The 26,737-nt window shown below is 65.8% G+C and carries 22 protein-coding genes; 5 read left to right on the forward strand and 17 right to left on the reverse strand.

The annotated features are described in order from the left end of the window. Positions 1-143: 143 nt before the first annotated feature. The 4 genes from Q4543_RS08400 to rpsF form a co-directional block, all read right to left on the reverse strand. Positions 144-470, reverse strand: coding sequence for a helix-turn-helix domain-containing protein (locus tag Q4543_RS08400; protein ID WP_303437402.1), 327 nt, complete (start codon positions 468-470; stop codon positions 144-146). 301 nt (positions 471-771) lie between these two features. After that, on the reverse strand, positions 772-1,383 hold the full coding sequence (rplI, locus tag Q4543_RS08405; protein WP_216002984.1) for a 50S ribosomal protein L9: 612 nt from the start codon (positions 1,381-1,383) through the stop codon (positions 772-774). A gap of 13 nt (positions 1,384-1,396) precedes the next feature. Further along, positions 1,397-1,624: a 30S ribosomal protein S18 gene (rpsR, locus tag Q4543_RS08410; protein WP_007800837.1), complete on the reverse strand. Its 228-nt coding sequence runs from the start codon at positions 1,622-1,624 to the stop codon at positions 1,397-1,399. A 23-nt stretch (positions 1,625-1,647) separates the two neighbouring features. Further along, positions 1,648-2,031 (reverse strand): 30S ribosomal protein S6, encoded by a 384-nt coding sequence (gene rpsF, locus Q4543_RS08415; protein WP_216002983.1) that lies wholly within the window; start codon positions 2,029-2,031, stop codon positions 1,648-1,650. 356 nt (positions 2,032-2,387) lie between these two features. On the opposite strand from rpsF, the gene Q4543_RS08420 reads away from it, so the two are divergent. Both Q4543_RS08420 and Q4543_RS08425 read left to right on the forward strand, forming a co-directional pair. Continuing rightward, positions 2,388-2,669: a hypothetical protein gene (locus Q4543_RS08420; protein WP_303437405.1), complete on the forward strand. Its 282-nt coding sequence runs from the start codon at positions 2,388-2,390 to the stop codon at positions 2,667-2,669. Positions 2,670-2,817: 148 nt separating this feature from the next. Continuing rightward, on the forward strand, positions 2,818-3,390 hold the full coding sequence (locus Q4543_RS08425; protein WP_303437407.1) for a YceI family protein: 573 nt from the start codon (positions 2,818-2,820) through the stop codon (positions 3,388-3,390). 61 nt (positions 3,391-3,451) lie between these two features. On the opposite strand, the gene Q4543_RS08430 is transcribed toward Q4543_RS08425, so the two are convergent. From Q4543_RS08430 to Q4543_RS08450, 5 genes are all read right to left on the reverse strand, one after another. Next, entirely contained in the window at positions 3,452-6,778 is a 3,327-nt protein-coding gene (locus tag Q4543_RS08430) for an error-prone DNA polymerase (RefSeq protein ID WP_303437408.1), read from the reverse strand. Between the two features lie 211 nt (positions 6,779-6,989). Then, entirely contained in the window at positions 6,990-8,471 is a 1,482-nt protein-coding gene (locus tag Q4543_RS08435; protein WP_303437409.1) for a DNA polymerase Y family protein, read from the reverse strand. Then, positions 8,419-9,003: an ImuA family protein gene (locus tag Q4543_RS08440; RefSeq protein ID WP_303437410.1), complete on the reverse strand. Its 585-nt coding sequence runs from the start codon at positions 9,001-9,003 to the stop codon at positions 8,419-8,421. The genes Q4543_RS08435 and Q4543_RS08440 overlap by 53 nt, the downstream gene beginning before the upstream one ends. A 41-nt stretch (positions 9,004-9,044) precedes the next feature. Continuing rightward, positions 9,045-9,755, reverse strand: coding sequence for a YoaK family protein (locus Q4543_RS08445; RefSeq protein ID WP_303437411.1), 711 nt, complete (start codon positions 9,753-9,755; stop codon positions 9,045-9,047). Between the two features lie 3 nt (positions 9,756-9,758). Continuing rightward, positions 9,759-10,526 (reverse strand): SDR family NAD(P)-dependent oxidoreductase, encoded by a 768-nt coding sequence (locus Q4543_RS08450; protein ID WP_216002976.1) that lies wholly within the window; start codon positions 10,524-10,526, stop codon positions 9,759-9,761. 429 nt (positions 10,527-10,955) lie between these two features. Between Q4543_RS08450 and Q4543_RS08455 the strand changes: the two genes are divergently transcribed. The 3 genes from Q4543_RS08455 to Q4543_RS08465 all read left to right on the forward strand — a co-directional run bounded on the left by Q4543_RS08455 (position 10,956) and on the right by Q4543_RS08465 (position 14,993). Continuing rightward, positions 10,956-11,549, forward strand: coding sequence for a 2-hydroxychromene-2-carboxylate isomerase (locus tag Q4543_RS08455; RefSeq protein ID WP_303437412.1), 594 nt, complete (start codon positions 10,956-10,958; stop codon positions 11,547-11,549). A gap of 252 nt (positions 11,550-11,801) precedes the next feature. Continuing rightward, the gene (gene gghA / locus Q4543_RS08460; RefSeq protein WP_303437413.1) at positions 11,802-14,219 is read left to right on the forward strand and encodes a glucosylglycerol hydrolase; all 2,418 of its coding nucleotides are present in this window, start codon (positions 11,802-11,804) and stop codon (positions 14,217-14,219) included. 39 nt (positions 14,220-14,258) lie between these two features. Then, a complete protein-coding gene (locus tag Q4543_RS08465; RefSeq protein WP_303437414.1) occupies positions 14,259-14,993 on the forward strand; it encodes an Asp/Glu racemase in 735 nt (244 codons plus the stop codon). Here Q4543_RS08465 and Q4543_RS08470 read toward each other — a convergent pair. From Q4543_RS08470 to Q4543_RS08505, 8 genes are all read right to left on the reverse strand, one after another. Next, positions 14,977-15,939 (reverse strand): glycosyl transferase family protein, encoded by a 963-nt coding sequence (locus Q4543_RS08470; RefSeq protein WP_303437415.1) that lies wholly within the window; start codon positions 15,937-15,939, stop codon positions 14,977-14,979. The two genes, Q4543_RS08465 and Q4543_RS08470, sit on opposite strands and share 17 nt — an antisense overlap. Further along, positions 15,936-18,566, reverse strand: a complete 2,631-nt coding sequence (locus Q4543_RS08475) for a nitrate reductase (protein WP_303437417.1) — start codon at positions 18,564-18,566, stop codon at positions 15,936-15,938. The genes Q4543_RS08470 and Q4543_RS08475 overlap by 4 nt, the downstream gene beginning before the upstream one ends. Then, a complete protein-coding gene (nirD, locus tag Q4543_RS08480; RefSeq protein ID WP_216002971.1) occupies positions 18,566-18,898 on the reverse strand; it encodes a nitrite reductase small subunit NirD in 333 nt (110 codons plus the stop codon). Before nirD ends, Q4543_RS08475 begins: the two co-directional genes overlap by 1 nt. Then, on the reverse strand, positions 18,895-21,327 hold the full coding sequence (gene nirB, locus Q4543_RS08485) for a nitrite reductase large subunit NirB (RefSeq protein WP_303437418.1): 2,433 nt from the start codon (positions 21,325-21,327) through the stop codon (positions 18,895-18,897). Before nirB ends, nirD begins: the two co-directional genes overlap by 4 nt. Before the next feature lie 11 nt (positions 21,328-21,338). Further along, positions 21,339-22,280: a GAF domain-containing protein gene (locus tag Q4543_RS08490; protein WP_303437419.1), complete on the reverse strand. Its 942-nt coding sequence runs from the start codon at positions 22,278-22,280 to the stop codon at positions 21,339-21,341. A 61-nt stretch (positions 22,281-22,341) separates the two neighbouring features. Further along, positions 22,342-24,045, reverse strand: coding sequence for an ABC transporter ATP-binding protein (locus Q4543_RS08495; protein ID WP_303437420.1), 1,704 nt, complete (start codon positions 24,043-24,045; stop codon positions 22,342-22,344). 29 nt (positions 24,046-24,074) lie between these two features. After that, positions 24,075-25,157: an ABC transporter permease gene (locus Q4543_RS08500; protein WP_303437421.1), complete on the reverse strand. Its 1,083-nt coding sequence runs from the start codon at positions 25,155-25,157 to the stop codon at positions 24,075-24,077. Positions 25,158-25,341: 184 nt separating this feature from the next. Next, positions 25,342-26,703 carry a CmpA/NrtA family ABC transporter substrate-binding protein gene (locus Q4543_RS08505; RefSeq protein ID WP_303437422.1) on the reverse strand — a complete coding sequence of 454 codons (1,362 nt, stop codon included), beginning with the start codon at positions 26,701-26,703 and terminating at the stop codon, positions 25,342-25,344. Positions 26,704-26,737 lie beyond the last annotated feature (34 nt).

A 26,737-nucleotide genomic window follows, 5' to 3' on the forward strand; every position in this document is an offset into this window, starting at 1 on the left:
CCACGCCCGCGCTGCCGGCGGGGGGCGGGGCGGTTCCCAACTCTTCACCCGGGGCGGGGGGGCCCCCCCCCCCCCGCCCCTCACACCGAAACCGCGCGCGGGCAACCGGGCGCGCTTTTTCCGTTTCGGCCAAGTGGGGCTGTTCAGAGCGGCCGTGCCATTGCCGCGATGAGCTTGATCACCGCCTCGCGCTCTTCCTCGCCGAGTTCGCGCAGAAGGCCTGCCACGATGCGTGTGTCGCGCATCAGCGCGTCTTCGCTGGATGGCGTGACAGGGGAGGGGTCGAAGAAGGCATCGATGGGAAGCGTCAGCGCGGCCGCGATCTGGAACAACTGGGCCGCCGGGATCCGTCCCGCCCCGGTTTCGTAACGGTGGATCTGCTGGGTGTTCGCGCCAATCTTCTGCGCCAGTTCGCCCTGTGTCAGCCCCGCTGCCTGCCTGTGTCTGCGCAGGCGCGCGGCGATGCCCATTTCCAATGTCACTGATCGCCCTCGCTCGTCTGCCCTCACGGTGGACGGAGTGCCTTGCCCTTCGGGAATATGCAAGAAAAGCAACTAAGTAAGGTAAATTTTTAAGATTCTTAGCCAAAAAATCGGGACAATCACCTCGCATCGCAAGATCTGTCCACAGGCATAGCACAGGAGGGGCCGACGCGTCGCGCTTTTTGAGAAAACGTTTTAATAAACAGTTTGCCAGACAAAAAGAAACCGCGCCGAAAAACTCGGCGCGGTTGATAATCCTGCGACGCGACGGCCGCGGCGGATCTTTAGATCAGTTGTCAGCCCGGCCTTCGGGGGTGTCGACGATGCCGGCATCCTCATCGGATGCTGCGCCGCCGATGTCGTCGAACAGTTCGGAGATCTCGAAATCGGCCTGAGCCTCTTCCTCGGCCGCCAGCTCCTGAATCGACTTGCCCGACGCCTGAAGCTCGGCCTCTTCGGGCGAGCGGGCGACGTTGATCTCGACGGTGCACATCACTTCGGGGTGCAGGTGCACCTCGACGGGGTGCAGGCCGAGTTCCTTGATCGGCAGGCGGATGATCACCTGCTTGCGGTCGATGGTGAAACCCTCTTCGGTGGCAATGTCCGACACGTCACGGGTGGTGACCGAGCCGTACAGGTTGCCGCCGTCGGATGCCGAGCGGATCACGATGAACTGCTGACCATCGAGACGCGAGGCCAGAGCTTCGGCCTCTTTCTTGGTCTCGAGATTGCGGGCTTCGAACTGGGCTTTCTGGGCTTCGAAAGAGGCGATGTTCTCTTTCGACGCGGTCAGCGCCTTGCCCTGAAGCAGCAGGTAGTTGCGGGCGAAGCCGGGCTTGACGTCAACGACGTCACCCATCTGGCCAAGCTTGGCCACACGCTCAAGAAGAATGACTTGCATGTGCTTGGCCTCCTTATTTCACGACGTAGGGCAGCAGGGCGAGAAAGCGGGCGCGCTTGATGGCGCGGGCCAGTTCACGCTGCTTTTTCGCCGAAACGGCGGTGATGCGGCTCGGCACGATCTTGCCACGCTCGGAGATGTAGCGCTGAAGCAGTTTCGTGTCCTTGTAGTCGATTTTAGGCGCATTGTCCCCCGAGAAGGGGCAGACCTTGCGGCGGCGGAAAAACGGTTTTGCAGCCATGGTTAAACTCCTTGTTTCGGGGATCAGTTACGACGTTCGCGGCGGTCGCCACGATCACCGCGGTCGCCACGGCCTTCACGCTCGTCGCGCTTCTGCATCTGGATCGACGCGCCTTCGGCATGCTCGTCGACCTTGATGGTCAGCACGCGCATCACGTCATCATGCAGGCGCATCAGGCGTTCCATTTCCTGCACGGCCGTCGCCGGGGCGTCGGTGCGCAGGTAGGCGTAGTGGCCCTTGCGGTTCTTGTTGATCTTGTAGGCCATCGTCTTGACGCCCCAGTACTCGGAGGTGACGACGCTGCCGCCATTGTCCGAAAGCACGGTGCTGAAATGTTCGACGAGGCCTTCGGCCTGCGCGTTGGAAAGATCCTGACGCGCGATAAAGACATGCTCGTAAAGCGGCATGTGTGCTCCATTTCTGTCTGGGCGCATTTCATAGGGCCGGTCTGAGGCTTCCGCTCCGGCTCACGAGAGTCTGCGCGATTGAGAAAGTGCTGCGGAATGCCGGGGCGTTCTACACGTCTGGGGCCGAATTGCAAGCGCTGCGCGCCTTGGTGCTGGCAAGGTCTGTCGGGAGGGGCCGGGAGGGTACGCCGCCGGTGCATGGCCGGGATCGCGCGGGGGATGCGCCGGGCATTGGCAGATTGGCCTGAGGGCCTTGCATCCACAGCGCGGCCGCATCGGCAGATTGCCGCTCAGCGCAAGCTGGTATCGTGATTTCCCCGGCAGGTGCCGCGAAATTGCCCGTTTTCGGGGCAAGATTGACAGCCGTTAACCAGTTTCCAGTGTATGTTGTCGAAGGAAATACCATGACCTCTCCCACGTCGCACCTTGTGCGTCGCGGCCGTGATGCCGTGTCCCTGTTTTTTCGTTTGTGCGGAGCCATTCTGGGCTCCGCGATGGTGTTCGCGGCCTTTGCGCTGTGGATCGTGGTCGCCGAGCCCGGTCTTGCCGATCTGATGCTTGTCCGTTTCATGCTGTCGCTTGGCCTGCTGATTGGCGGGCTTTGTTGTCTTGTCGGCAGTCTTTCAAGGCGGCGCTGATGGGCGCTGTGCAGTTGGGTCCTTATTTTCTGTGCGTATTTCCACAGACTCTGTGGTCGAGGCGGGACTTGTGATCGCGCCTGTCGGGACCGATCTTTGCGCTTATCGACGGCGCCGCTTCAGGCCCCCAGCAGAACGGAGACAGACAATGAAGACCATGCTTTTCGCAGGCCTGCTTGCCGCAGCCCCCATTGCCGCAACCGCCGCTCCCGAGGCCTATAGCCTTGACAGTAGCCACAGCCAGATCGTGTTCCAGTACAACCACCTTGGCTATTCGACCGGCTTTGGCATGTATTCGGGCTTTTCCGGCGATATCTCGTTTGACGCCGAAGACCCGGCGGCATCGACGGTCGAGGTATCCTTCCCGGTCAATTCGATGATCACCGGCTGGGAGCCGCGCACCGAACATTTCATGAGCGGCGATTTCTTCGATGCCAATGATGACGAGATGGTGACGTTCACCTCCACCGCGATCAACGTCACCGGCGAGGATACCGCCGAGATCACCGGCGATCTGACGCTGAACGGCGTGACTAATTCGGTGGTACTTGACGCCACGCTGACTCAGGCTGGCGAGCACCCGATGGAAGGCAAGCCGTGGCTTGGCTTCTTCGCGACCACGACGCTGCTGCGCTCTGATTACAATGTCGGTGCCTTTGCGCCCTACGTGTCGGACGAGGTCGAGGTTCAGATCTCGATCGAGGCGATGAAGGCCGAATAAGCCCTGTCCCTGACAGTGCGACAACGCCCCCGGATGCCGCCGCGTCCGGGGGTTTTTCGTGTCAGTGAAAGTCGCGGCTGGGAAACAGCCGCTTGGCCTGTTCGCGCGGGTGGCGGGCCGAGGGCTGCGGGCGGCGCGGGCGCGGAGCCTCGTCCGAGGCAGGGGACGTCACGCCGATGGCCTCGTCCATCGGGTGGCCCAGCTCGCCTAGCTTGTGCGACATGTCCTCGATGCGCTGCGCGATCAGATGCACCACGATGCCCTCGCGTTGCAGATAGCCATGGATGCGCAGCAGCCGCCCGCCCATGACGGCGCGGCGGAACGCCTCGTAGACCTTGGGCCAGACCACCACGTTGGCGGTGCCGGTCTCGTCCTCGAGGGTCAGAAAGATGACCCCGGATGCGGTGCCGGGCCGCTGCCGGGTGATCACCAGCCCCGCGACGCAGGTCGCCGCCAAAGGCGCCTCGCGCAGGCGGTCGGTGGGCAGGATATTGCCCAGCTCGGGGCGCAGCAGCTCCATCGGATGGGCGCGCAGGCTCAGGCGCATGGCGATGTAATCCTCGACCACCTCTTCGCCAAGGTTCATCGGCGGCAGCACGGTGTCAGGCTCGGCGATGCCCTCGCCACCCAGCGGCCCCGAGAACAGCGGCAGCGGCGCGGGCGCGCGGATCGCCCGCACCTGCCACAGCGCATCGCGCCGGTTCAGCCCCATACCGGCATAGGCATCGGCCTCGGCCAGCCGTTCCAGCGCGGCGGGGGCCAGCCCGGCGCGCAGCCACAGGCTTTCGGGATCGGGATAGCCATTGCCGCGCGCGGCCACGATCCAGCCCGCGTCTTCCTCGCGAAAGCCCTTGATCTGGCGAAAGCCCAGCCGCAGCGCGAGGCGGCCATCGGCGCGCCGTTCCAGATGGTTGTCCCACCCCGAATGGTTGACGCAGATCCGCCGCACCTCGATGCCGTGATCACGCAGATCGCGCACGATCTGCGCGGGCGCGTAGAACCCCATGGGTTGCGAGTTCAGCAGCGCGCAGCCGAAGATCGCCGGGTGGTGGCATTTGAGCCATGACGACACATAGGTCAGCATGGCAAAGGCCGCCGCGTGGCTTTCGGGAAAGCCGTAATCGGCAAAGCCTTCGATCTGGCTGAAACAGGCTTGCGCTGCGTCCAGCGGATAGCCGTTGCGCAGCATGCCGCGCACGAAACGCTCGCGATGCTCGCCGATGGTTCCCATGCGGCGAAACGCGGCCAGAGATCGGCGCAGCTTGTCGGCCTCTTCCGCCGTATAGCCCGCGCCAACCACGGCGATCTGCATCGCCTGTTCCTGAAACAGCGGCACGCCAAGGGTTTTGCGCGTGACCTCGGCCAGCGCCGGGCCAAAGGGTTTCGCCTGTTCCAGCCCCTGACGGCGGCGGATGTAGGGCTGCACCATGCCGCCCTGAATCGGGCCGGGGCGCACGATGGCGACCTCGATCACCAGATCGTAGAAGGTGCGCGGCTTCATCCGGGGCAGGAAATTCATCTGCGCCCGGCTTTCGACCTGAAACACCCCAACCGCATCGGCGCGCTGCAACATCTCGTAGGTGGGCGCGTCTTCCTGTGGCACGCTGTGCAGGGTGTAGCTTTGCCCGTGATGCTGCTCGATCAGGGCAAAGGCCTTGCGGATGCAGGTCAGCATCCCGAGGCTGAGGATATCGACCTTGAGTATCCCCAGCGCGTCGATGTCATCCTTGTCCCATTCGATGCAGGTGCGCCCCTCCATCGCGGCGTTCTCGATGGGGCAGAGCGCATCGAGCCGCCCCTTGGTGATGATGAAGCCGCCGACATGCTGGCTTAGATGGCGCGGAAAGCCGATGATCTCGCCGATCAGCCGGATGGTCATGTTGAGCCGGTGATCATCCGGATCGAGGCCCAGTTCGCGAATGCGCACCGGATCGGCGCCGGCGTTGGACTGCCCCCAGATCTGCCCCGACAGCGCGGCGGTGACGTCCTGGCTCAGCCCCATGACCTTGCCGACCTCGCGAATGGCGGCGCGGCTGCGGAAATGGATGACGGTGGCGCAGAGCCCGGCGCGCTCGCGCCCGTAGCGGTCATATATCCACTGGATCACTTCCTCGCGGCGTTCGTGTTCGAAATCGATGTCGATGTCGGGCGGCTCGCCCCGGTGGCGCGAGATGAAGCGTTCGAACACCATGCCGATCAGATCGGGTGACACATCGGTGATGCCCAGCAGGTAGCAGATCACCGAATTGGCCGCCGAGCCGCGCCCCTGACACAGGATGCCGCGCGAGCGGGCAAAGGCGACGAGGTCATGGGTGGTCAGGAAATAGGCGGCAAAGCCGAGATCCTTGACCACGTCGAGTTCCTTGGCGAGCAGGATCTGCACCTTGTCGGGGACGCCTTGCGGGTAGCGGCGGCGCAGACCTTCGCGCGACAGTCTTTCGAGGCGCTGCTGCGGAGCTTCGATGCCGTCGTGTTCGTCGGGGTAGTCGTAGCTGAGTTCCGACAGGTCAAAGGCGCAGCGGGCGGCGATCTCCAGCGTGCGGCGGATGGCGGCGGGGTGGCGGCGGTACAGCCGCGCCATGTCGGCGGGCGGCTTGATGCGGCGTTCGGCGTTGGGCAGGGCGCGGGTGCCGATCTGGTCGATGGTGCAATGTGTGCGCAGGCAGGTGAGCACATCGGCCAGCGGGCGGCGCGCGGCATGGTGCATCAGCGCATCGCCGATGGCGACCATCGGTGTGCCAAGGTGGCGGGCGGCCTGCGCGCAGGCGTCGAACCACGCCTGATCCGAGCCATCGTAGCGCGGGGCGCTGCCAAGGAAGACATTGCCGGGATGGCACCGCTGCATCCGGCGGATCGGCGCGGCAGAGGTGTTCAGGTCGGGCGTGGGAAGGGCGATGAGGATCATGCCGGTGGCGGCGGTTTCGAGATCGGCGAGGGTGATCAGGCAGCGCCCCTTTTCGGCGCGCCGCTTGCCGAGGGTAAGCAGCTGCGAGAGCCGCTCGTAGGCGGCGCGGTGCATCGGCAGGGCGAGCCATTCGACATCGGTGTCGCTGAGCACAAGACGTGCGCCAGTGATCAGCCGGGGCAGATGTTCGGCGACGCGCAGGCGCTGCGGCGAGCCGATGGCTTGCCGCGAGCAGGGGTCGGTCTGTTGTGACGAACGGACGGTGGTTTCCAGCTCTTCGCGCAGGGTCCTGAGCGCCGACCACGCGCGCACCACGCCCGCAAGGCTGTTGCAATCGGTGATGGCGATGGCGGCGAGGCCCAGCTCGGCGGCGCGCGCGATCAGCTCCTCGGGGTGAGAGGCCCCGGTGAGAAATGTGAAATTCGAGGTGACGCACAGTTCGGCATAGGCGGGGGCGTCTTTGGGCGGGCTGTCGCGGGGCATGGCGTGGCAATTGGCTGGCTTTGGGCCCGGAGGCGAGGGCAGAGGGGGGGCCAGCCCCCCGCCTGCGGCTCCCCCCGGAGTTTGTCTGGCAAGATGAAGGGCGGGCGCGGCGCCTGATGGTCAATGGTTTTGGATCAGGCTGGGGGTTGCCTGCGCCGCCGGACGGGTGTGTGCGAGGCGCTTGCCGTGGGGGCGCAGAGAGCGTGGCGGGTCATGGGAATTCGCCCTGAACGAACCAGGCGGGCAGCTGAGGGGTGTGGAACAGCCACAGGCGGCGGCCCTGTCGGGTCTGTACCTGCCAGTAATCGCGCGCGCCGCGATGACAGGTGGCGGCGGGGCCGGGGTTTTCGGGCAGCCACCATTCGGGAGCGATGCGTTCGGGGCCGTTGGTTGCCAGCGTTTCGAGCGGCATGGCGCGCCATTTGAAGCGGTTTGGCGGGGCGGGGCCGTCGGCGGCGACAGGTTCGGGCGGGAACAGCCGCAGCGGGCGCGGGCGCGGCGGTGCCCAGCCGCTGTCTGGTGGGCTGAATGCGGCCGGGGCGACGTTGAAGGCGCGTTCGGGGAGATGGCTGTCGGCGGGCAGGTAGCGCTGGATGTTGTCGAGCCCGATGCGGCTGCCGATGCGGGTCACGAGATCGTCGATGCCGAAACTGCCCGCGCCATCGCCCTGACCGGCGATGCGCTGCGGCCCGCCGATCTGGCGGGCGGGCAGGGCATCGACCTGTGTTGCCTCGAGCCGCAGCTGGTCGATGCCGAAGCCTGCGTCTGCCGCCTCGATGCCGCGGGCGAAGAGCGGCAGGATGCGCGCCGGATCGCGCATCGGTGCGGCGAGGCGCAATTCGACCTGCTGGTCACCGCCATCGGTGCGGCGCAGCGTCAGTTCCAGCCGACGCGCCCCGGTCTCGTGTTTCGCCAGCGTCTCGCACAGGCGGGTGAGCAGGCGGGCGGTGCCTTCCATGACGTCTTCGCTGCGGCCGATGGGTTCGGGCAGGCTGAGGCGGGTGGCGTAATGCGGCGGCTCCTTGCGCGGGGTGACCGGTTCGGGCAGGTGCCCCAGCGCCTGATCGAGCCGAATGAGCGCTTCGCGCCCGAAGCGGCGAGCCAGCGGGGCGCGCGGGGCGGCGGCAAGGTCGGCGATGTGGCGCAGGCCCAGCCGTTGCAGCGCGATGATCGTGCCCGCGTCGAGGCGCAGCGCGGCGATGGGCAGGGGGCCAAGCGCGGCGCGGGTTTCTCCGGGCGGGGCAATGCCGGGCGCGTGGCGCGCCAGTGCCCAGGCCGCGCCGCGGGTGTCCGCCAGCCCGCAGCGCAGCGCCAGCCCGGCGCGGGCGGCGCGCGTTTCCATATCCTGCATCATCGCCGCCTCGCCGCCGTGCAGATGGCTTGCGCCGCTTACGTCGAGCACCAGCCCATCCGGGCCATCCACCCCGATCCACGGGCAGTAGCGCAGCGCCCAGCGGCGCAGGGTTTCGAGAAACCGCGCCTCGCGGGCGGGATCGGCGGGCGCGCTCAGCAGCCCGGGGCAGAACGCCCGCGCATCCGCAAGCGCCATGGCGCGGTGCAGCCCCTCGGCCTCGGCGGCGGCGTTGAGGCAATGCAATCGCTCGGCATTGGCCTGTCTGAGCGTCAGCGCAAACGGGCCGTCAACCGGGCGCGCCCGAAGAACCCGATCCGACGCGAGCCGGGGAAACCACATGGAGACGATTCGCCGTGTCATCCCAGAGCACTTCCCAATTTTTCGGTGTTCCTGATTTGTTCTTTATAATTTCCCAACGCATCCTTGTCGAGTCCATCGACAGGGGCGCGGCGCAGGGCGACACCCGCCAGCGCGTTTCGGCGGCGTTCGAGCCCATGCCCTCGGGGATCAGGCACAGCCCGGTGGTGTTTCCCGCCTTGGCCGCCAGTTGCAGCCGCCGTCCCTGACGCAGGTCGAGCGGCCGGGTGATCTCGGTGATCACCAGCGGCACGGAGCCGTCGCGCAGCGCTTCTTCGGTGACGGCAAGAGCGTCTTCGTGGCTGGGGGCCTGCGCCAGCAGCAGCCGCGCCGGATCGAAGAACCGGCACAGCCCCTGCGGATTGAGGATCTCGACCGACCAGGCCGGGCGCACCCAGAGCACGGGGCCGCTGCCCTGCGCGGCGCAGATCGCGGCGAAGGTGGTGGCACCGGCACCGCAGACCTCGTGGACGCGGGACGGGCGCAGGGGAAAGCCGGAGAGACTCGGGTACATAGGGGGAACATACACGCGAAGCGGCGGCAGAGAAAAGCCGCTTAGCGGCGCCGGGCCGTGACCAGCTGCGGCACTGCCAGAAGTACCAGCAGCGCGCCGATGGCGGTGAACACCAGCGAACCGATGCGTTCATAGCCCCAGACGCCCAGCACGCCGCCGGCGAAAAACGCCACCAGCGTGGCAAGATGCAGCGCCAGTCGCCGCAGGATCACCTGTCGGTGGTCTCCGGCCATGCCGGTACGCCCGCCGGTGAGGGCGGCCAGTTCCAGCCCGATGTCTGTCGCAATTCCCGACACGTGGCTGGTGCGCACCCGCCCGTCGGAAATGCGGGTCGAGGCGGCGTTCTGCAAGCCCATCAGCAGGCTCATCCCCAGCAGCATCAGGTGCAGCACAGCCACGCTTGTCCACAGCGCGCCCAGCAGCGACAGGGCGATCAGCCCCAGCCCTTCGGCAAGGATGCTGAGCGCATAGACCCCGCGCAGCCCGCGCTGAAAGCCTGCTTCGATCAGCACCCCCGCAGCAAAGGCCCCAAGGATGAACCCCGCCACCAGCGCCAGTGCCCAGAGCGCGGTGCCGACGCGCCCCAGCGCCAGCTCTTCGGACAGGGTCGAGACATTGCCGGTCATGTTGGCCGAAAAATACCCCAGCGCCCGAAAACCCGCCGCGTTGACCCCGCCTGCGGCCAGCGCCAGCCAGACCGCAAGATACAGATCGAAACGCACGCCGCGGGATTGGCCATCATGAATCAGCATCGGTTACTTCGGCGCCATCCTCAGCGCGCCGTCAAGGCGGATGACCTCGCCGTTCAGCATCGGGTTTTCGATGATGTGCCGGGCCAGCGCGGCATATTCCACCGGATCGCCAAGCCGGGGCGGGAAGGGCACCGAGGCCCCCAGAGATTGCTGAACATCATGCGGCAGGCCCGCCATCATCGGCGTGCGGAAGATCCCCGGCGCGATGGTCATGACGCGGATGCCATGGCGCGCCAGCTCGCGCGCGGCCGGAAGCGTCAGCGCCGCCACGCCGCCCTTGGACGCGGCATAGGCGGCCTGACCGATCTGCCCGTCATAAGCGGCGATCGAGGCGGTGTTGATGATCACGCCGCGCTCGCCGTCCTCGCCGGCGGGCTGTCTGGCGATTGCCTCTGCCGCCAGCCGAAGCATGTTGAACGTGCCCACAAGGTTGATCGACACCGCCCGGGCAAAGCTGTCGAGCTGGTGCGGCCCGTCGCGCCCGAGGATCTTTGCCCCCGGCGCCACCCCGGCGCAGCTGATCAGCCCGTCGATGCGCCCGAAGGCTTCGAGCGCCGCCGCAATTGCCGCCGCGCCATCCTCGGCCGAGGTCACGTCGGTGCGCACAAAGCATGATGCCGCGCCCAGCCGTGTTGCCATCGCCGCGCCCGCTTCGGCGTTGACGTCCAGCAAAACTGCCCGCCCGCCATTGTGCACCAGCATCCCGGCGACCGCCGCGCCAAGGCCCGAGCCTGCGCCGGTTACCAGAAACACCCGGTCGGTGATCTTCATGCCTGTCTCCTCCGCATTGCCGCGCTGCGGCATTCCTTGGCAAAGACTAGCAGCCGGATCGGCGGGCGCAATCGCCCTGTGCCGGGGGTTGGCCGAGCCCCGCAGACGCGGTCGCCATAGGTGGCAGGGGCTGGCGGGATTCATCTTCCGCCTGTGAATGCGGCAGTAACGACGGTGAAAATCACCAGAAAGGGCAAATTCACAGCAATGTGTTAGGAAATCTCTGCGCGGCGCTGAAGCGTGTTTGACACCAGCCCCCGGTGAGGTTTCCCTTGTTTCACGGGGTTCCGACATGGCGCTACCCGGGAACAGACGACACTGCCGGATCTTGCCACCGCGCTTGCGGAGGGATGCGCGCAGGCGCCGGGTGACATCGTGACAGATCCTGCATCGGCCCGCACCGGGCCTTGCCTGCCCATGAGGACTGTCATGAGTACGATCATTGATTATTATTTCTCGCCGGCCTCGGGATATGCCTATCTCGGACATGAAACATTGATGCAACTGGCCCGTGACAACGGTGCGACGGTGCGCTTTCGCCCCGCCGACATCGACCGCGTCTGCCGCGAGGCGGCACTGCCGCAGGTGCCGCACACCCCCGAAGATACCGTCGAAGACCGGCGTCGCTGGGCTAGGCTGCGCGGGCTCGACATGGCGCCGATGCCGCTGCACCACCCTGTCGATCCGCGCCTTGCCGCGCGGGTGATTATCGCCGCCGGAGAGCTCGGGCTCGACCAGTCGGCGGTGGCGCTGGCCTGCATGCGCGGCACTTGGGCCGAAGGGCGCAATATCGCCGATCCGGGTGATCTGGCCGAAGCGCTGCATCAGATCGACCTGCCCGGATGCCGTCTGATGGCGATGGCCGAACGCAACGAGATCCGCGACATGGCCGATGACATTGCGCATGAGGTGGTGAACCATGAGGCGACAGTTTCGCCGACCTACCTGCTTGGGGATCAGCGCTTTGTCGGGCAGGATCGCCTGCCTGCCATGGCCGAGACCCTGCGCCGCGCCGCTGCCTGATCGCTGCTGAGCTGCCGGGCATCGCCCGCCCACAAGGTCCGGTTTCGCCCGAAACCGGGCCTTTCGCGTTGCATGACCGGATGCGTGCCCTAGGTTACGGCGCAGGACAGGCGCGGCCTTCGGGCCCTGCGCCAGTCTTGTGTGACCCTGCCAGCCCGGCAGGGACGCCTCGCGCGCCCTCCGGGTCCTGCCCGGCTTGAGGGTATCAGCGGTGCATCAGCGCCGCGAGACCACATGCGGAGACAGGACAGCATGACTGAGCAGACAGCCGACCACCTTCAGATCTACAGCGATGGCGATCAGGCCCATGCCCGCGCGGCATGGTGCCGCGAGGTGCTCAACACCGCCCCCGACCGCTTTGATGCGGGGCGCCAGATCGCCCGCAGGCTTGGCGCGCTGGTCGAAGACGGGCGGGTCGAGTTCGGCTTCTGGACCCCGGAGTTGCAGGATTGGCGCATTGCCGACGGCGATGTCTACCTCGAGATCCTGCGCCCGCGCGAGGCGCTCGACCTGACGGCCTCGACCCGCGATGTCACCTTTGACCGGGTGCTGTTGCCGGTAGAGCGCTGCGAGGCCTTTACCTTTGCCGCCGCCAAGGGGCTGCGGGCCGGGGATCGCGACAGCGTCGGCGATTTCTATGCGCTGGTCTGGCGCGATCAGGACGGCGCGCTGAACCGCATCCTTGATCCGCTGGCAAGCTCGCTGCCCTATGGCGCCTTTGCGCCCGCCGAGATCTATGATCTGCCCGCCATGCAGGCCCGTCGCCACGACAAGGGCTATTTCGAACAGGTCCGGGGCGAGACCCCGCACAAATTCGCGCCGCCGACCTCGATCCTTCAGGTGCATGTGCCCACCGCCACGCCGGGCGGCACGCTGGCGGCGCTGACCCGGCAGTTCGAACGGCTCGGCGCGCGCGTCGCCGCCGGCCTGCCGCTGGAGCCGGATGACGAGCTGTTCGCTGGCTATGACGCGGTGCAGTTGCTGCCCGTCGAGCCGACCACCGTCTACGAGGCCGGTCCCGCCTTCTGGACAGACAGCGATGCCGATGACAGCGCGGTCACCGCCCATCTGATGCGCCCCGATACCACCAACTGGGGCTATGACATCGTGATCAGCGGCATGGCGACGGTCAATCCAGTGCTGCTGGAAACCGCGCGCCCCGACGAGCTGGTCGATCTTGCCGCCGTGCTGCACAACTTTCCGCGCTACCCCAAGATGCTGGTGATCGATCTGGTGTTTGGCCACGCCGACAATCAGGGGTTGAATGCGCTGAACAGCCATTTCTTCGCCGGGCCGAACATGTACGGCCAGAACCTTGATTACCATAACCCTTTCGTGCGGGCGATCCTGCTGGAAATGCAACGCCGCAAGGTCGATTTCGGCGCTGATGGCGTGCGCGTCGACGGCGCGCAGGATTTCAAATGGTGGGATGCCAGCACCCAGCAGATGCGCCATGACGACGCCTATCTTCAGGAAATGTCCGAGCTGGTGCAATCCATCGCGGGCACCGAGTATCATCCGTGGTTCGTGTTCGAAGACGGCCGCCCGTGGCCGCAGGAAGACTGGGAGCTCAGTTCGGATTACCGCGCGGTGATCGAGAACCAGAGGGATTTCGACCCCGACGTGTTCCAGTGGGGGCCGCTGACCTTTGCCCATAACACGCCGTTCATCTACACGTTCTGGCTATCGAAATACTGGCGCATCAAGGAAATCCTGACCCGCGGCAGCAACTGGATCTCGGGCACCGCCAACCATGACACCTTGCGCCGGGGCACGCAGGTCAGCCCGAAGCTGAACATCAACACCCGCCTTGGCGAGACCAAGATGGAAATCCTCGACAAGGCCTATGACAACCCGGCGGTGTCGATCCTGACCTATGCCGCGCTGCCGGGCGTGCCGATGGATTTCCTGAATGCGACGGCGCGGGCGAGCTGGGGTTTCGTGCGCAATCAGGATGACAAATATGGCGTCAAGGTGGTGGCCGAAGAGGCGATCTCGTTGAAATGGCAGGTCGATGAATATGCCTATTCGATCCCCGGCGCGTTCCGCTTCCTCAAGGAGTTGGGGTTTGAAACCCGCGAGGATCTGGCCCGGTTCATGGAATTTCTGCCCGCGCTGGTCGAGGTGACCGATTACGACCTGCACACCATCGCCACCTTGCTCAATGCGGTGGAACCGACGCTGGCGGGGCCGCACCCGGTCACCGTCGGCGTGCTGAAACAGATCGCGCGGGCGTGGATGGATGACATGCACGAATATTGCAACGTCTCGCACTCCACTTCCAAACTGGACCCGGTGCAGACCAACGCCATGCGCCGCCTGCGCATGTTCCGCCTGCACAACCCGTGGCTGCGGCACAACCTGCGCCCCGACGATCATTTCCGCTACGTCGAGCCGATCGACGGGCGCACCGTGTTCGTCAGCCTGCGCAATGCGCCGCAGGGCGGTGAGGTGTTCACCATCTGCCATATGGAAGGAGGCGAGACCGAGGAAATCGACCCGCTCGACCTGCTGCCCGACTCGGTGTCGCGCAACGATTGGTACCTGGCGATCCGCAGCCCCGGCATCGGGTCTGATTACATGGGCGGGCCGATCACGCTGCGCGATTCGATGGGGCTGGTGTTCACACGGGGGCTTGATGTGACCCACCTGTCGGACGAGCCGCACTGAACCTTTGACGCCGCCGCGCATCCGTGCCCTGCTGGGGGCATGGATGCGCTGCCCTATGACCTGATCCCTCCGCCCACGGCGCTTGGCCTCGTGGTGCTGCAATCGGACGAAAGCGTCGAAGACGACATGCGGCGTCTTTTGCCGCCCGAGGCGTCTCTGCTGGTCAGCCGGGTGCCGTCTGGGGCCGAGGTCACGCCCGAAACCCTCGCCGCGATGGAACGTCACCTGTCTGGCGCAGCGGCGCTGTTTCCGCAGGGCAAGCGGTTCGCGGCGATGGGTTATGGCTGTACATCAGGGGCGGCGCAGATCGGCCCGGCGCGGGTGGCGGCCCGCCTGCGCGCTGGCGCGGATGTGACCCGCGTCACCGATCCGGTGACGGCGCTGATCGCGGCCTGCGCGGCGCTGGGCGTGACGCGGCTGGGGCTGGTGTCGCCCTATCTGGCCGAGGTGTCGGGGCGGCTGCGCGCGGTGCTCGGCGCGCAAGGCATCGCCACGCCGGTGTTTGTCAGCTTTGATGTCCCCGAGGAATCGCGGGTGGTGCGGATCTCGCCGCACAGCCTGATGGTCGCGGCGCAGGACGTGGCGCGGCGCACCCCGGTGCAGGCGCTGTTCCTGTCCTGCACCAACCTGCGCACGCTGGAGGTGATCGACCCGCTCGAGGAGGCTCTGGGCATTCCGGTGCTGTCGAGCAACCTCGTGCTCGGCTGGCACATGGCGCAGCTGGCCGGGGTGGCGGCGCGCGGGCCGGGGCGGCTGTTCAGACCCGAAGGCTGAGCCCTTGGCGCGATGCCCAAAGCCTGCGCGCTGTATCGTCTGCCGTGCTTATTCCCAACGTCGCCAGCGCCAGCGCGGCGGTGCCGATCACCGTCGCCTCGGCAAAGTCATCGCGCAATGTCCCGTCCCACAGCGCCGCAAGCCGCGCCGGATCGGTTTCGCCATCGTTCAGACGGCGGGTGTCATCGGGGCGCAGGGCGGGCAGGCTTTCTTCCCAAGGGGTCGCATTGCGCAGGCCGAACCCCTCGATCGCCTTGGACGGATGGCGTTCGAATTCACCGCCCCCGCCCTTGATCACCGTCAGACCTTGCAGGCCAAGGATCTGCCCGGCGTCCTGTTGCAGCAGCCGGTAGGGCGGGTGGAACACGCCTTGCACGCTATGGCTGGCGCGCCCGGGGTTGAGCATCCGGCACACGGTGTTGACGCAAGAGCGCAGGTGCAGCACGTCGCGCAGCCGCAGCAGGCGGAACAGCGCCGGCGACAGGCGTTCAAGCGGCAGGTAGACGATGCCGCGCGCCGCGAGCAGCGCGCGCGCCTCGGACGGGTCATCGGCCACAGCAATGCCCAGCGGTGCCAGCCCGGCGCGCACCGCGCCATCGGCGCAGTTCCAGCCATGCAGCAGCACCGGATGCCCGGCATCCGCCACCAGCCGCGCCGACAGCAGGAACCACGGCAACCCGCGGGTGCGCCCCGCGGCATAGCTGGGCCAATCCAGCGCCGGGCGCGGCATGTCTGGCATGGCATCCTGCGCGGCGGCGGCAAAGCCGGCGATCTCGTCGGCGGTCTCGCCCTTCATGCGCAGCAGCATCAGCAGCGCGCCGATGGCATGCGGGTCGGCCTCGCCCGACAGCATCAGGCGCATGGCGTCGGTGGCTTCGTCGCGGGTCAGCGACCGCGACCGCCCGGGGCCGCGCCCCAGCGTGCGAACATGTGCGCCCAGTGTCATTCAGCCGCTTCCCTTGCGATGGCCGAGGCAAGGATCGCGCCCAGTTCGGGGCGGCACGAGCCGCAATTGCTGCCCGCATCGAGCGCCGCGCCGATGGCGTCGACGCTTAGCAGGTGTTGCTCTTCGATGGCCTGCAGGATGGTGTTCAGCCCGACGTTGAAACAGGCGCAGACCATCGGGCCGGGATCGGGCGCATCGGCGGGGGGCTGGCCGGTCAGCGCATGGGGCGCTTCGGTGCCCGGCAGGTTGGCGAGAAAATCGCGTTTCAGCGCCACCGGCTCGGGGCCGGCAAACAGCGCGGCGACAAGCTGGCCGTCGTGGTGAAAGGCGATGCGGGCGCGCCCCTTGCGTGCATCGAGCATGACCTGCGCCTCGGCACCCGGCAGCCCGAACAGTTTGCGGGCATAGCCTTCCCAATCCTCGGGCGCACTCAGCCCGGCCAGTTCGGCGCGCTGCCCGGCACGGGTGCGCGCGCGCGCCCAATAGGCGCAATCGGGGGTGAAATCGCTGCTCGACACGGCGAAACCGTACCATGCGGGGGTGAATTTGGCCACCGAAACAACGCTGGCCTTGCTTTCGGGCTGCCCTGACACCGGGTCGGTGTTGGGCGCAACCAGCGCATCGACGCGGGCGGCGGGGGCGGTTTCGCCGGTCCAGTGCATGGGGGCAAAGACATCGCCCCGGTGAACCGCATCGGTCAGCCTTGCGCGCAAGATGGCGCGGCCCTGCGGGCTGTCGAGTTGCACCAGATCGGCGGGGGCAATGCCAAGACGCGCGGCGTCATCGGGATGGATTTCAAGGAAGGGCTCGGCCAGATGCGCCGCAAGGCGCGGTGCGCGGGCGGTGCGGGTCATGGTGTGCCACTGATCGCGAATGCGCCCGGTGTTGAAGCGGAACGGGCGGTCCTGCGTGGGAACCGAGGCAGGCGCGCGGTGGCGCACCGGGATCATCCGGGCCTTGCCGCCCGCGTGGTAGAACTGCCCGTCGGCAAAGAAGCGCCCGCCAGTCCGGTTCGCGCTGGCGGGCCAGCGAAACGGGGCCATCGCGGCATAATCGCTGTCGGTCATGTCGGCCTTGGCGGAAATGTCGAAATCGCGGCCCAGCTTGCCCGCGATGCCCGACAGCGCCGCGTATTCGCGAAAGATCTCGGCGGGCGAGGCGTAATCGAAGCCGCTGGCATAGCCCATGCGGCGACCGACCTGCGCAAGGATCTGCCAGTCGGGGCGGGTGTCGCCGGGGGCGGGCAGGGCGGCGCGCTGGCGGCTGATGGTGCGATCCGAATTGGTGACGGTGCCGTCTTTTTCGCCCCATGCGGTGGCGGGCAGCAGAACATGCGCCAGCCGCGCCGTATCGGTCTGCGCGGTGATGTCGGACACCACGACGAAATCGCAGCCCGCGATAGCATCGCGCACTGCATCGGCATCGGGCATGGTGACGGCGGGGTTGGTGTGGATGATCCACAGCGCCTTGATGCGCCCATCGCCGACCGCCTCAAACATCTCGACCGCCTTCTTGCCGGGGGCATCGGCGATGGCGGGGCTGTCCCAGAAATCATGCACGGCGGCGCGGTGATCGGCGTTTTCCAGATCGAGATGACAGGCAAGCATGTTGGCCAGCCCACCGACCTCGCGCCCGCCCATGGCGTTGGGCTGGCCGGTGACCGAAAACGGCCCCGTTCCCGGCGTGCCGATGCGCCCGGTGGCAAGGTGGCAATTGAGGATCGCATTCACCTTGTCGGTGCCAGATGTGCTTTGGTTGACGCCCTGGCTGTAGACGGTGACGACCTTTTGCGTGCCGATCCACAGCTTGTAAAAGGCATCCAGCTCGGCGCGCGGCAGCCCGGTCACCGCGTCGTCATCCAGCGCGGCGGCGGCAATGGCATCGCTCAGGCCGGTGACATGGGCGGCGAATTCGTTATTCACCGCGCCCGCAGCCTCGATCGCCCCCAGCAGCCCGTTGAACAGCGCCACATCGCTGCCCGCCTTCAGCGCCAGATGCATGTCGGCGCCATCGCAGGACGCGGTGCGGCGCGGGTCGATCACAACCAGCTTCGCTCCGGTCTTCTTGCGGGCGGCAAGGATGCGCTGGTACAGCACCGGATGGCACCACGCGAGGTTGGAGCCCACCAGCACCACCAGATCCGCCTCTTCGAGGTCTTCATAGGTGCCTGGCACGGTATCGCTGCCAAAGGCCCGCTTGTGCCCCGCCACCGAAGACGCCATGCACAGCCGCGAATTGGTGTCGATGTTGGCGCCGCCGATGTAGCCCTTCATCAGCTTGTTGGCGACGTAGTAATCCTCGCTCAGCAATTGGCCCGAGACGTAGAACGCCACGCTGTCCGGCCCGTGTTGCGCCACCGTTTCGCGAAAGCGGTCCGCCACCAGATCGAGCGCCTCGTCCCAGCTGGCATCCTGCCCGTGAATGCGGGGGGAGAGCAGGCGGCCCTCCATCCCCAGTGTTTCGCCAAGGGCAGAGCCCTTGGAACAGAGCTTTCCGTAATTGGCCGGGTGGTCCGGGTCGCCCCGCACCTCCAGCCCGCCCGCTCCGTCGGCCCGCAGCCGCAGGCCACAACCGACACCGCAATAGGGGCAGGTCGAGCGGATCTCGGGAAAGCTCTGATCGGCCATCAGGCGGCACTCCGCTGGGCAATGGCATCGCCATTCAGCAGGATACGATCGCCGTCGATGCGCACCGGGTAGGTGTCGATGGTATAGGCATCCACCCCATGCGACTTGCCGGTGCTCAGCTCGAAGATGGTGTTGTGCAGCGGGCAGGTGACAGAGGTGCCGTGCACGATGCCCTCGCTCAGCGGGCCGCCCTTGTGAGGGCAGGCGTTGGTGACGGCAAACACTTCATCCTCGGCGGTGCGGAACACCGCAAGACAGCCGACCTTGGTCTTGACCTGCCGCGCGCCGCGCAGGGGCACGTCGTCGATATGTCCGATGTCGATCCAGTTCATTCTGCTGCCTCCTGGGTGAGATCCGCCATGGGTTGAAATTTCACCGCCTCGGACGGCACGGCGCGTTCCGCCCAAGGGTCGTGCTGGTAGACGCTTTGCGAGATGTCGAACCGTTCGACCAGCGCCTTGCGGGTGGCCGGATCGGCGAGGGTTTCCTTCACCCAGTCAAGGCCAACCTTGGCGACCCACTTGTAGGCCCGATCAAGGTATTTGGCGTTTTCGCGGTACAGCTGCACAAAGGCCGAGGTCCATTCGATCACCTCGTCCTCAGTCGTCAGGTCCACCAGCCGTTCGGTTTCCTTGACATCCATGCCAGCCGCCCCGGCGACGCTAAGCTGATAGCCGCTGTCGACGCAGATCACGCCGATGTCCTTGCAGGTGGCCTCGGCGCAGTTGCGCGGGCAGCCCGACACGCCCAGCTTGACCTTGTGCGGCGTCCACGATGCCCAGAGCTTTTTCTCAAGCTTGACGCCAAGGCCGGTGCTGTCCTGGGTGCCAAAGCGGCACCAGTCCTTGCCAACGCAGGTCTTCACCGTGCGCAGACCCTTGGTATAGGCGTGCCCCGACACCATGCCGGCCTGATTGAGATCGTGCCAGATCGCGGGCAGGTCTTCTTTCTGGATGCCCAGAAGGTCGATGCGCATGCCGCCCGTCACCTTGACCGTGGCGCCGTATTTCTCGGCGGCCTGCGCGATGGCGATCAGTTCCTGCGGCGTGGTCATGCCGCCCCACATCCGCGGCATCACCGAATAGGTGCCGTCCTTCTGGATATTGGCGTGGTTGCGCTCGTTGACGAAACGGCTTTGCGGGTCGTCCTTGTAATCGAGCGGCCAGTCGGCGAGCAGGTAGAAATTCACCGCCGGGCGGCAGGAATGACATCCGTTGCGGGTTTTCCAGCCCAACTCCTGCCAGACCGCTTCCTGGCTTTTCAGCTCTTTGGTCTTGATCAGGCGGCGCACGTCTTCGTGGGTCAGATCGCAGCACCCGCAGATCGGCTGCGCGGTCGGCAGCACGAAATCATCGCCCAGCGTCACCGACAGCACCTGTTCCACCAGCCCGGTGCAGGTGCCGCAGGAGGCCGAGGCCTTGGTGGTGGCGCGGATCGCGCCAAGGTCGCTTGCGCCAGCCTCGATGGCGCTGACGATGTCGCCCTTGCATACGCCGTTGCAGCCGCAAATCTCTGCCTCAGGCGGCAATGCTGCAACGGCTGACAGAGGGTCCGCCTGGGCCCCCCCCTGATAGGACGGGCCGAAAATCAGGGTCTCGCGCATGTCGGCAATGTCGGTGCCGTCCTTGATCAGGCCGAAGAACCAGTTGCCATCGGCGGTGTCGCCATACATCACCGCACCGATCAGGCGATCGTCTTCGATCACGAGGCGCTTGTAGACGCCGCGCGCCGGGTCGCGGAACACGATGTCTTCGCGGCCCTCGCCATCGGCGAAATCCCCGGCCGAGAACAGATCGCAGCCGGTCACCTTTAGCTTGGTGCTCAGCTCGCGCATGACAAAGCTGTCGTCCTGCCCAAGCAGCGTTTTCGCCAGCACCTTGGCCTGATCGTATAGCGGCGCGACAAGGCCGAAGAGGTTGCCATCGTATTCAACGCATTCGCCAACGGCGTAGACGTCGGGTGTTTGTGTGCGCATCTGAGCGTCGACCTTGATGGCGCGCCCGCAGGCGATGCCGCTGTCCTGCGCCAGTTTGACGGCGGGGCGGATGCCCACGGCCATGCAGACGATATCGCAGGGCAGTTCGGTGCCATCGCCAAGGTTGACCTGTTCGGCACACCCGTTGCCGATGATCTCCTTGGTCTGCGCTTCGAGGATGACGTTGATGCCGCGCCGTTCCAGATCCTTTTTCAGCAGGTAGCCCGCCGCCGGATCGAGCTGCCGCTCCATCAGGTGCGAGGCGATGTGCAGCACGGTAACCTCCATGCCGCGCAGGCGCAGCGCCGCTGCGGCTTCAAGCCCCAGCAGGCCACCGCCGATCACCACCGCCTTGGCACCGGGGCGGGCGGCGGCCTCGGTCATGGCGCTGGTATCCTCCAGATCGCGGAACGCCACCACGCCGGGCAGATCGTGGCCGGGCAGCGGGATGATAAAGGCCGAAGACCCGGTGCCGAACACCAGCTTGTCATAGGGCACGTCGCCGTTTTCCCCGACAACCACCTTGCGCGCGGTATCGACCGAGATGACCTTTTCGCCAAAGCGCGTGGTCACCTTGTTGGCGGCGTACCAGTTATCGTCATGGGTGACGATCTCGGCGTAGCTCTTTTCGCCGGACAGCACCGGCGAGAGCATGATGCGGTTGTAGTTGCCGCGCGGTTCAGCGTTGAAAAGGGTGATGTCATAGGCGGTCGCGTCCGCCTCGATCAGCTGTTCGAGCAGGCGGCCAGAGGCCATGCCCGCTCCGATGACGACGAGTTTCTGCATGGGTCAGCTCCTCAGACGTACCAGGACACGATATGCGCGATGGCACCGTGCTGGTAGATGGGCAGGGCGACCATCGAGCCGTAGCCCTCGGTCAGGGTGGGGGCACCAGAGACGATCACCGGCAGGCCAGAGGCCAGTACCTTGCCGATATTGCCCTGATTGGCGGTGACACGGCGCGGGGAGGTGTCGTTGTCGTCGGTCCACAACGGGCCGTCGCGCTCGCAGATGCCGTCGGTCAGGATCGCGGCGATTTCGTGCCCGACCTTCTCGGGGCGCGCGTCCCAGATTTCAAAGCGCCGCGCGATGGGGGTGCCGCGCGCCGACAGCAGCGTCAGCACGAACTGGCGGTCATGCGGCACCGGGATCGGCAGGCCCAGCCCGGTGGTCAGCCCGGCCTTGCCAGCGCTGTCGGCGCGGATGAAGCGATAGCCAGAGCCCAGCTCGCGGAACAGCATCGGGGTGGAGGCCGACCACACGCCGCCCGGAAGGCCCTGACCGCGTGGGAAATGCGTGTGCTGGCTGACCCATTCGAAATGCTTGGCGGCGCCGTAATAGCCATCGTCCAGCATCATCAGCCCGTCGAGTTCCGACCAGACCTCGATTGCGCCGATGCGGGCGTCATCATCGCCGCACAGCACCACCAGCACCGCCTTGAGGGCATCGCCGTCAAACACCGGGATGGCGACGGCGCTGGTCAGGCCAGCCTCGGCGGCGGCCTCGGTGCGCTTGAAATACGAGCCGTCGAAGCCCTTGAGGACGATGGGGCGCTGTTCGGCCCATGCCTTGCCCGGCAGGCCTTCGCCCTTGGCGAAGCTGATGGCGCGGGTGGCGTCCTCAAAGGCGGAAAGCCCGCCGTAATTGCCGGTGGCAAGCACCAGCCGGTCCCCTTCGGGAACCCAGAATTCCGTGACCTGAAGAAAGGTCTTTACGGGTGCGTCAAGTACGGTGTCCATCGGGATGACCCCCAGTCAGAGAGGTTGCCGCGCGCCGCCGTAGCGGGGCACGCAGGCCGGTTCAGGCGGCTTGTTGTTTCGTCGCGGGCGGGGCTTTGGCGTTGGTCTTGCCATGCTTGCCGTGCTCGTATTCCTCGAGGAAATTCAGCACCTGCTCGCGGTAGAGGTAGTAATCGGGATGCTCGAGCAGCGCCTTGCGGCTGCGCGGGCGCGGCAGGTTCACATCGACGATCTTGCCGATGGTGGCCTGCGGGCCGTTGGTCATCATCACCACGCGGTCGGCCAGCAGGATCGCCTCGTCGACGTCATGGGTGACGCAGACGGCGGTGACCTTGGTGCGCGACCAGACCTCCATCAGCACCTCTTGCAGCTCCCAGCGGGTGAGGCTGTCGAGCATGCCGAAGGGTTCGTCCAGCAGCAACAGCTTGGGCGACAGGGCAAAGGCGCGGGCGATGCCGACGCGCTGTTTCATGCCGTTCGACATGTCGGCGGCACAGCGGTCCATCGCATCCGCCAGCCCGACGCGTTCAAGGTAGTATTCCACCACCTCCTGCCGTTCGGCCTGCGATGCGCGGGGGTAGACCTTGTCGACCCCGATGGCGCAGTTTTCACGTGCGGTCAGCCATGGGAACAGGTTGGGCGACTGGAACACCACGGCGCGTTCGGGATCGGCGCCGAGCACGGCGCGCCCATCGAGCTTGATCGCGCCTTTCGAGATGCTGTTGAGCCCGGCGGCCATGGTCAGCACGGTGGATTTGCCGCAACCCGAATGGCCGATGAGCGAGATGAATTCGCCCTTGTTCATCTTTAGGTTGAAGTCCTCGACCACGGTGAGGGGGCCCTTGGGCGTGGGGTAGATCTTGTGCAGCTGGCTGAAGTCGAGAAATCGGTCTTCGCGCAGGCTGCCGGTCGCGTCCTGCACGGCGGCGGGCAGATTCGAGGCCGCGCCGTGGATCGGCGTGATGTCGGGCAGGGTGTGGCTGCTTGCCGTCTTGGCCTCGATGCCGACGTCCATCAGATAGGTGGTGACGGCGGCGCGCAGGCACTTGAATTCCTCGTTGTGGTTCATCTCGCCCCGATCGCGAGGGCGGGGCAGCGTGACGGTGAATTCCTCGCCCAGCGTGCCATCGGGGTTGAGCGCGATGATGCGGTCGGCAAGGATGATCGCCTCGTCGACATCGTTTGTGATCAGCACGCAGGTCTTCTTGTCCTGGTTCCAGATCGCCTCGATCTCGTCGGCAAGGTTGGCGCGGGTCAGCGCATCAAGCGCCGAGAGCGGCTCGTCAAGCAGCAGCATTTCCGGGTTCATCGCCAGCGCGCGGGCGACGTTGACCCGCTGGCGCATACCCCCCGACAATTCCGCCGGGCGGCGGGTAGCGGCGTGGCTCAGGCCGACCATCTTGACGTATTTGGCGACGGTCGCTTCCTTCTCGGCTTTTGGCATCTGCGGGAAGACGCTGTCGAGCGCGAGCTGCACGTTGCCGTTCACCGTGAGCCAAGGCATCAGCGAATAGTTCTGGAAGATCACGCCGCGCTCGGGGCCGGGACCGTCGATCTCGGCCCCCCGATAGGTGACCTTGCCACGGCTGGGCTTTTCCAGCCCCGCCATCAGGTTGACCAGCGTGGTCTTGCCCGAGCCGGAGAAGCCCAGCAGGACGAGGAATTCGCCCTGCTGGACATCCAGATCGATGCCGTTGAGAACCTTGCTTTCGTGCAGGCCAGTGCCGAAGCACTTGAAGACGTTTTCGAACTTGAGGAGGCTCATGGGATGTCCTTTCGCGCTGCCAGTGGCGGTCAGCGGTTGTTCGAGAAGGTGAAGAGCGATTGCAGCGCGAACATCACCCGATCCAGCAGGAAGCCGATGATGCCGATGGTGAAGACGGCGACCATGATCTTGGCGAGCGAGCTGCTGGAGCCGTTCTGGAATTCATCCCAGACGAATTTGCCAAGGCCGGGGTTCTGCGCCAGCATCTCGGCGGCGATCAGCACCATCCAGCCAACCCCGAGGCTCAGCCGCAGGCCGGTGAAGATCAGCGGCAGGGCGCTGGGCAGCACCAGCTTGGTGATCTTGGTCCAGGTGTTCATTTTCAGCACCTTCGACACGTTGACCAGATCCTTGTCGATGCTGGCCACGCCAAGCGCAGTGTTGATCAGCGTCGGCCAGAGCGAGCAGAGCGTCACGGTGATTGCCGAGATCAGGAAGGATTTGGAGAACAGCCCGTCATTGCTCGCCACCGCAGCCGAGATGATCATCGTCACGATCGGCAGCCATGCCAGCGGCGAGACCGGTTTGAAGATCTGCACCAGCGGGTTGATCGCCGAGTTGGCATAGGGCGACAGGCCGGCGAGGATACCGAGCGGAATGGCGATGGCAGACCCGATCAGGAAGCCGAAGAACACGGTTTTGATCGAGGTCCAGATCTGCTGATAATAGCTCGGGGCCCCGGTATAGGCGATATCCTTGACCTGATCGGCTTTGCCCGCAGCGATGAGCTTTTCATTGCGGGCGGCGACCATGTCTTCGAATTTGCCCTGTTTGGCGGCCTTGGCGGCGGCATCCTGATTGAGCAGGACCGCCTCGTGCCAGACTTCGGCCGGGCCGGGAACGGCGCCGAGCGAGGTCTGCACCTTGGGGGCCAGCGTGCCCCACATCAGCAGGAAGGCGGCGATGGCGACCAGCGGCACCCCGAGCAGCAGCCAGATGTCCTTGAGCTGGGCCTTGGGGTTGTCGCCTGCGGCGGCCTTTAGAATGGGGGTCACCCAGGACAGACCAAGCACGCGGAACCATGCGTCCGCCTTGTTGATGCGGGTGAAGAGACGCGCGCGGCGGGCGTCGCGGGCCGCATCCGTGGCGTATTCGGGGTCGACGGTCGTCATCAGGGAAGTCCTCGGCTTTGACGGGGTACGGGAGGCTGGGTGGACGCTCGTTCCTTGCGGAACCTCGCCCCACCCGCCGTCCCGCAGATGGTCCTTGGCGGGAGGGGGTGAGTATTCGCCTTTAGGCTGAATGCTCACCCTGTCTTTCAGGCTGCGCCCGTTGCCCGGCGCAGGGGACGGGACATCAGCCCTTCACCTCGGTGCCGACCACGGTCTGGTCACCTTTGAGGCCAATCGGCAGGCTTTCGAGGTAAGCGTTGGGGGTTTTGCCGTCATAAGGGATGCCGTCGATGATATCGGAGGCAGGGGTCGCATCCTTGTAGCCGTCGCTGTCCCAAGGGAAATCAGCTTCGTTGGCGAGACCTTCATCAACCAGAGCGCGAGCGGCGTCGAGGTAGATGGCAGGCTTGTAGACCGACTTGGCGATCTCGTCGTACCATTCATCCGACTTGGCTTCGGGGATCTGGCCCCAGCGGCGCATCTGCGTGAGGTACCAGACCGCGTCGGAGTAGAACGGGTAGGTGGCGTTGTAGCGGAAGAACACGTTGAAATCGGGAACGGCGCGCTTGTCGCCCTTTTCGTATTCGAAGGTGCCGGTCATCGAATTGGCGATCACCTCGGCATCGGCGCCGACATATTCGGGCTTCGACAGCATTTCGACCGCTTCCATGCGGTTGGCGTTGTCGTTTTCATCCAGCCACATGGCGGCGCGGATCAGCGCCTTGACGACGGCCTTGGTGGTGTTGGGGTTTTCCTCGGCGAAGCTGGCAGCAATGCCGAACACCTTTTCGGGGTTGTTCTTCCACAGCTCGTAATCGGTGATCACCGGAACGCCGATGCCCTTGAACACCGCGGCCTGGTTCCACGGCTCGCCGACGCAATAGCCGTAGATCGTGCCGGCCTCGAGCGTGGCGGGCATCTGCGGCGGCGGGGTCACCGACAACAGCACATCGGCGCCGATCTGGCCGCTGACGTTCTCGGGCGAGTAATACCCCGGCTCAAGCCCGCCAGCGGCGAGCCAGTAGCGCAGCTCGTAATTGTGGGTCGACACCGGGAACACCATGCCCATGTTGAAGGGCTTGCCCTCGGCGCGGTATTTTTCCACCACCGGGGCCAGCGCCGAGGCGCTGATCGGGTGCTGCGGCAGGCCGTCGGCATTGGTGGGGATGTTGGGCTTCATCTGGTCCCAGATCTCGTTCGACACGGTGATGCCGTTGCCGTTCAGGTCCATCGAAAAGGGCGTGATTATATGCGCCTGCGTGCCATAGCCGATGGTCGCGGCCAGCGGCTGGCCAGCCAGCATATGCGCCCCGTCAAGCTGCCCGCCGATGACGCCGTCCAGCAGCACCTTCCAGTTGGCTTGGGCTTCGAGGGTCACAAACAGGCCTTCGTCGAGGAAGTAGCCCTGTTCATAGGCCACCGCGAGCGGCGCCATGTCGGTCAGCTTGATAAAGCCGAAGGTGAGCTCGTCTTTTTCAAGGTCCTGCGCGAGGAGGGGGCCGGCAAGCGCCGTTGAGGCACTGAGCGCGAGGAGAAGTTTCTGCATTCGATCGGTCCCTTTGGATGAAGGCCCGGATGCG

The sequence above is a fragment of the Salipiger sp. 1_MG-2023 genome (assembly GCF_030547555.1).
Taxonomy (GTDB): domain Bacteria; phylum Pseudomonadota; class Alphaproteobacteria; order Rhodobacterales; family Rhodobacteraceae; genus Salipiger.

Excerpts from the sequence above, each read along its gene's own strand:
- rpsR (WP_007800837.1), bottom strand. The coding sequence starts at position 1,624 with ATGGCTGCAAAACCGTTTTTCCGCCGCCGCAAGGTCTGCCCCTTCTCG.
- Q4543_RS08450 (WP_216002976.1), bottom strand. The coding sequence starts at position 10,526 with ATGAAGATCACCGACCGGGTGTTTCTGGTAACCGGCGCAGGCTCGGGC.
- rplI (WP_216002984.1), bottom strand. The coding sequence starts at position 1,383 with ATGCAAGTCATTCTTCTTGAGCGTGTGGCCAAGCTTGGCCAGATGGGT.
- nirD (WP_216002971.1), bottom strand. The coding sequence starts at position 18,898 with ATGAACTGGATCGACATCGGACATATCGACGACGTGCCCCTGCGCGGC.
- nirB (WP_303437418.1), bottom strand. The coding sequence starts at position 21,327 with ATGCAGAAACTCGTCGTCATCGGAGCGGGCATGGCCTCTGGCCGCCTG.
- Q4543_RS08465 (WP_303437414.1), top strand. The coding sequence starts at position 14,259 with ATGGATGCGCTGCCCTATGACCTGATCCCTCCGCCCACGGCGCTTGGC.
- Q4543_RS08440 (WP_303437410.1), bottom strand. The coding sequence starts at position 9,003 with ATGTACCCGAGTCTCTCCGGCTTTCCCCTGCGCCCGTCCCGCGTCCAC.
- Q4543_RS08435 (WP_303437409.1), bottom strand. The coding sequence starts at position 8,471 with ATGTGGTTTCCCCGGCTCGCGTCGGATCGGGTTCTTCGGGCGCGCCCG.
- Q4543_RS08495 (WP_303437420.1), bottom strand. The coding sequence starts at position 24,045 with ATGAGCCTCCTCAAGTTCGAAAACGTCTTCAAGTGCTTCGGCACTGGC.
- Q4543_RS08500 (WP_303437421.1), bottom strand. The coding sequence starts at position 25,157 with ATGACGACCGTCGACCCCGAATACGCCACGGATGCGGCCCGCGACGCC.
- Q4543_RS08455 (WP_303437412.1), top strand. The coding sequence starts at position 10,956 with ATGAGTACGATCATTGATTATTATTTCTCGCCGGCCTCGGGATATGCC.
- Q4543_RS08490 (WP_303437419.1), bottom strand. The coding sequence starts at position 22,280 with ATGGACACCGTACTTGACGCACCCGTAAAGACCTTTCTTCAGGTCACG.
- Q4543_RS08400 (WP_303437402.1), bottom strand. The coding sequence starts at position 470 with ATGGGCATCGCCGCGCGCCTGCGCAGACACAGGCAGGCAGCGGGGCTG.
- Q4543_RS08470 (WP_303437415.1), bottom strand. The coding sequence starts at position 15,939 with ATGACACTGGGCGCACATGTTCGCACGCTGGGGCGCGGCCCCGGGCGG.
- Q4543_RS08475 (WP_303437417.1), bottom strand. The coding sequence starts at position 18,566 with ATGGCCGATCAGAGCTTTCCCGAGATCCGCTCGACCTGCCCCTATTGC.
- Q4543_RS08445 (WP_303437411.1), bottom strand. The coding sequence starts at position 9,755 with ATGCTGATTCATGATGGCCAATCCCGCGGCGTGCGTTTCGATCTGTAT.
- gghA (WP_303437413.1), top strand. The coding sequence starts at position 11,802 with ATGACTGAGCAGACAGCCGACCACCTTCAGATCTACAGCGATGGCGAT.
- Q4543_RS08430 (WP_303437408.1), bottom strand. The coding sequence starts at position 6,778 with ATGCCCCGCGACAGCCCGCCCAAAGACGCCCCCGCCTATGCCGAACTG.
- Q4543_RS08505 (WP_303437422.1), bottom strand. The coding sequence starts at position 26,703 with ATGCAGAAACTTCTCCTCGCGCTCAGTGCCTCAACGGCGCTTGCCGGC.
- Q4543_RS08425 (WP_303437407.1), top strand. The coding sequence starts at position 2,818 with ATGAAGACCATGCTTTTCGCAGGCCTGCTTGCCGCAGCCCCCATTGCC.
- rpsF (WP_216002983.1), bottom strand. The coding sequence starts at position 2,031 with ATGCCGCTTTACGAGCATGTCTTTATCGCGCGTCAGGATCTTTCCAAC.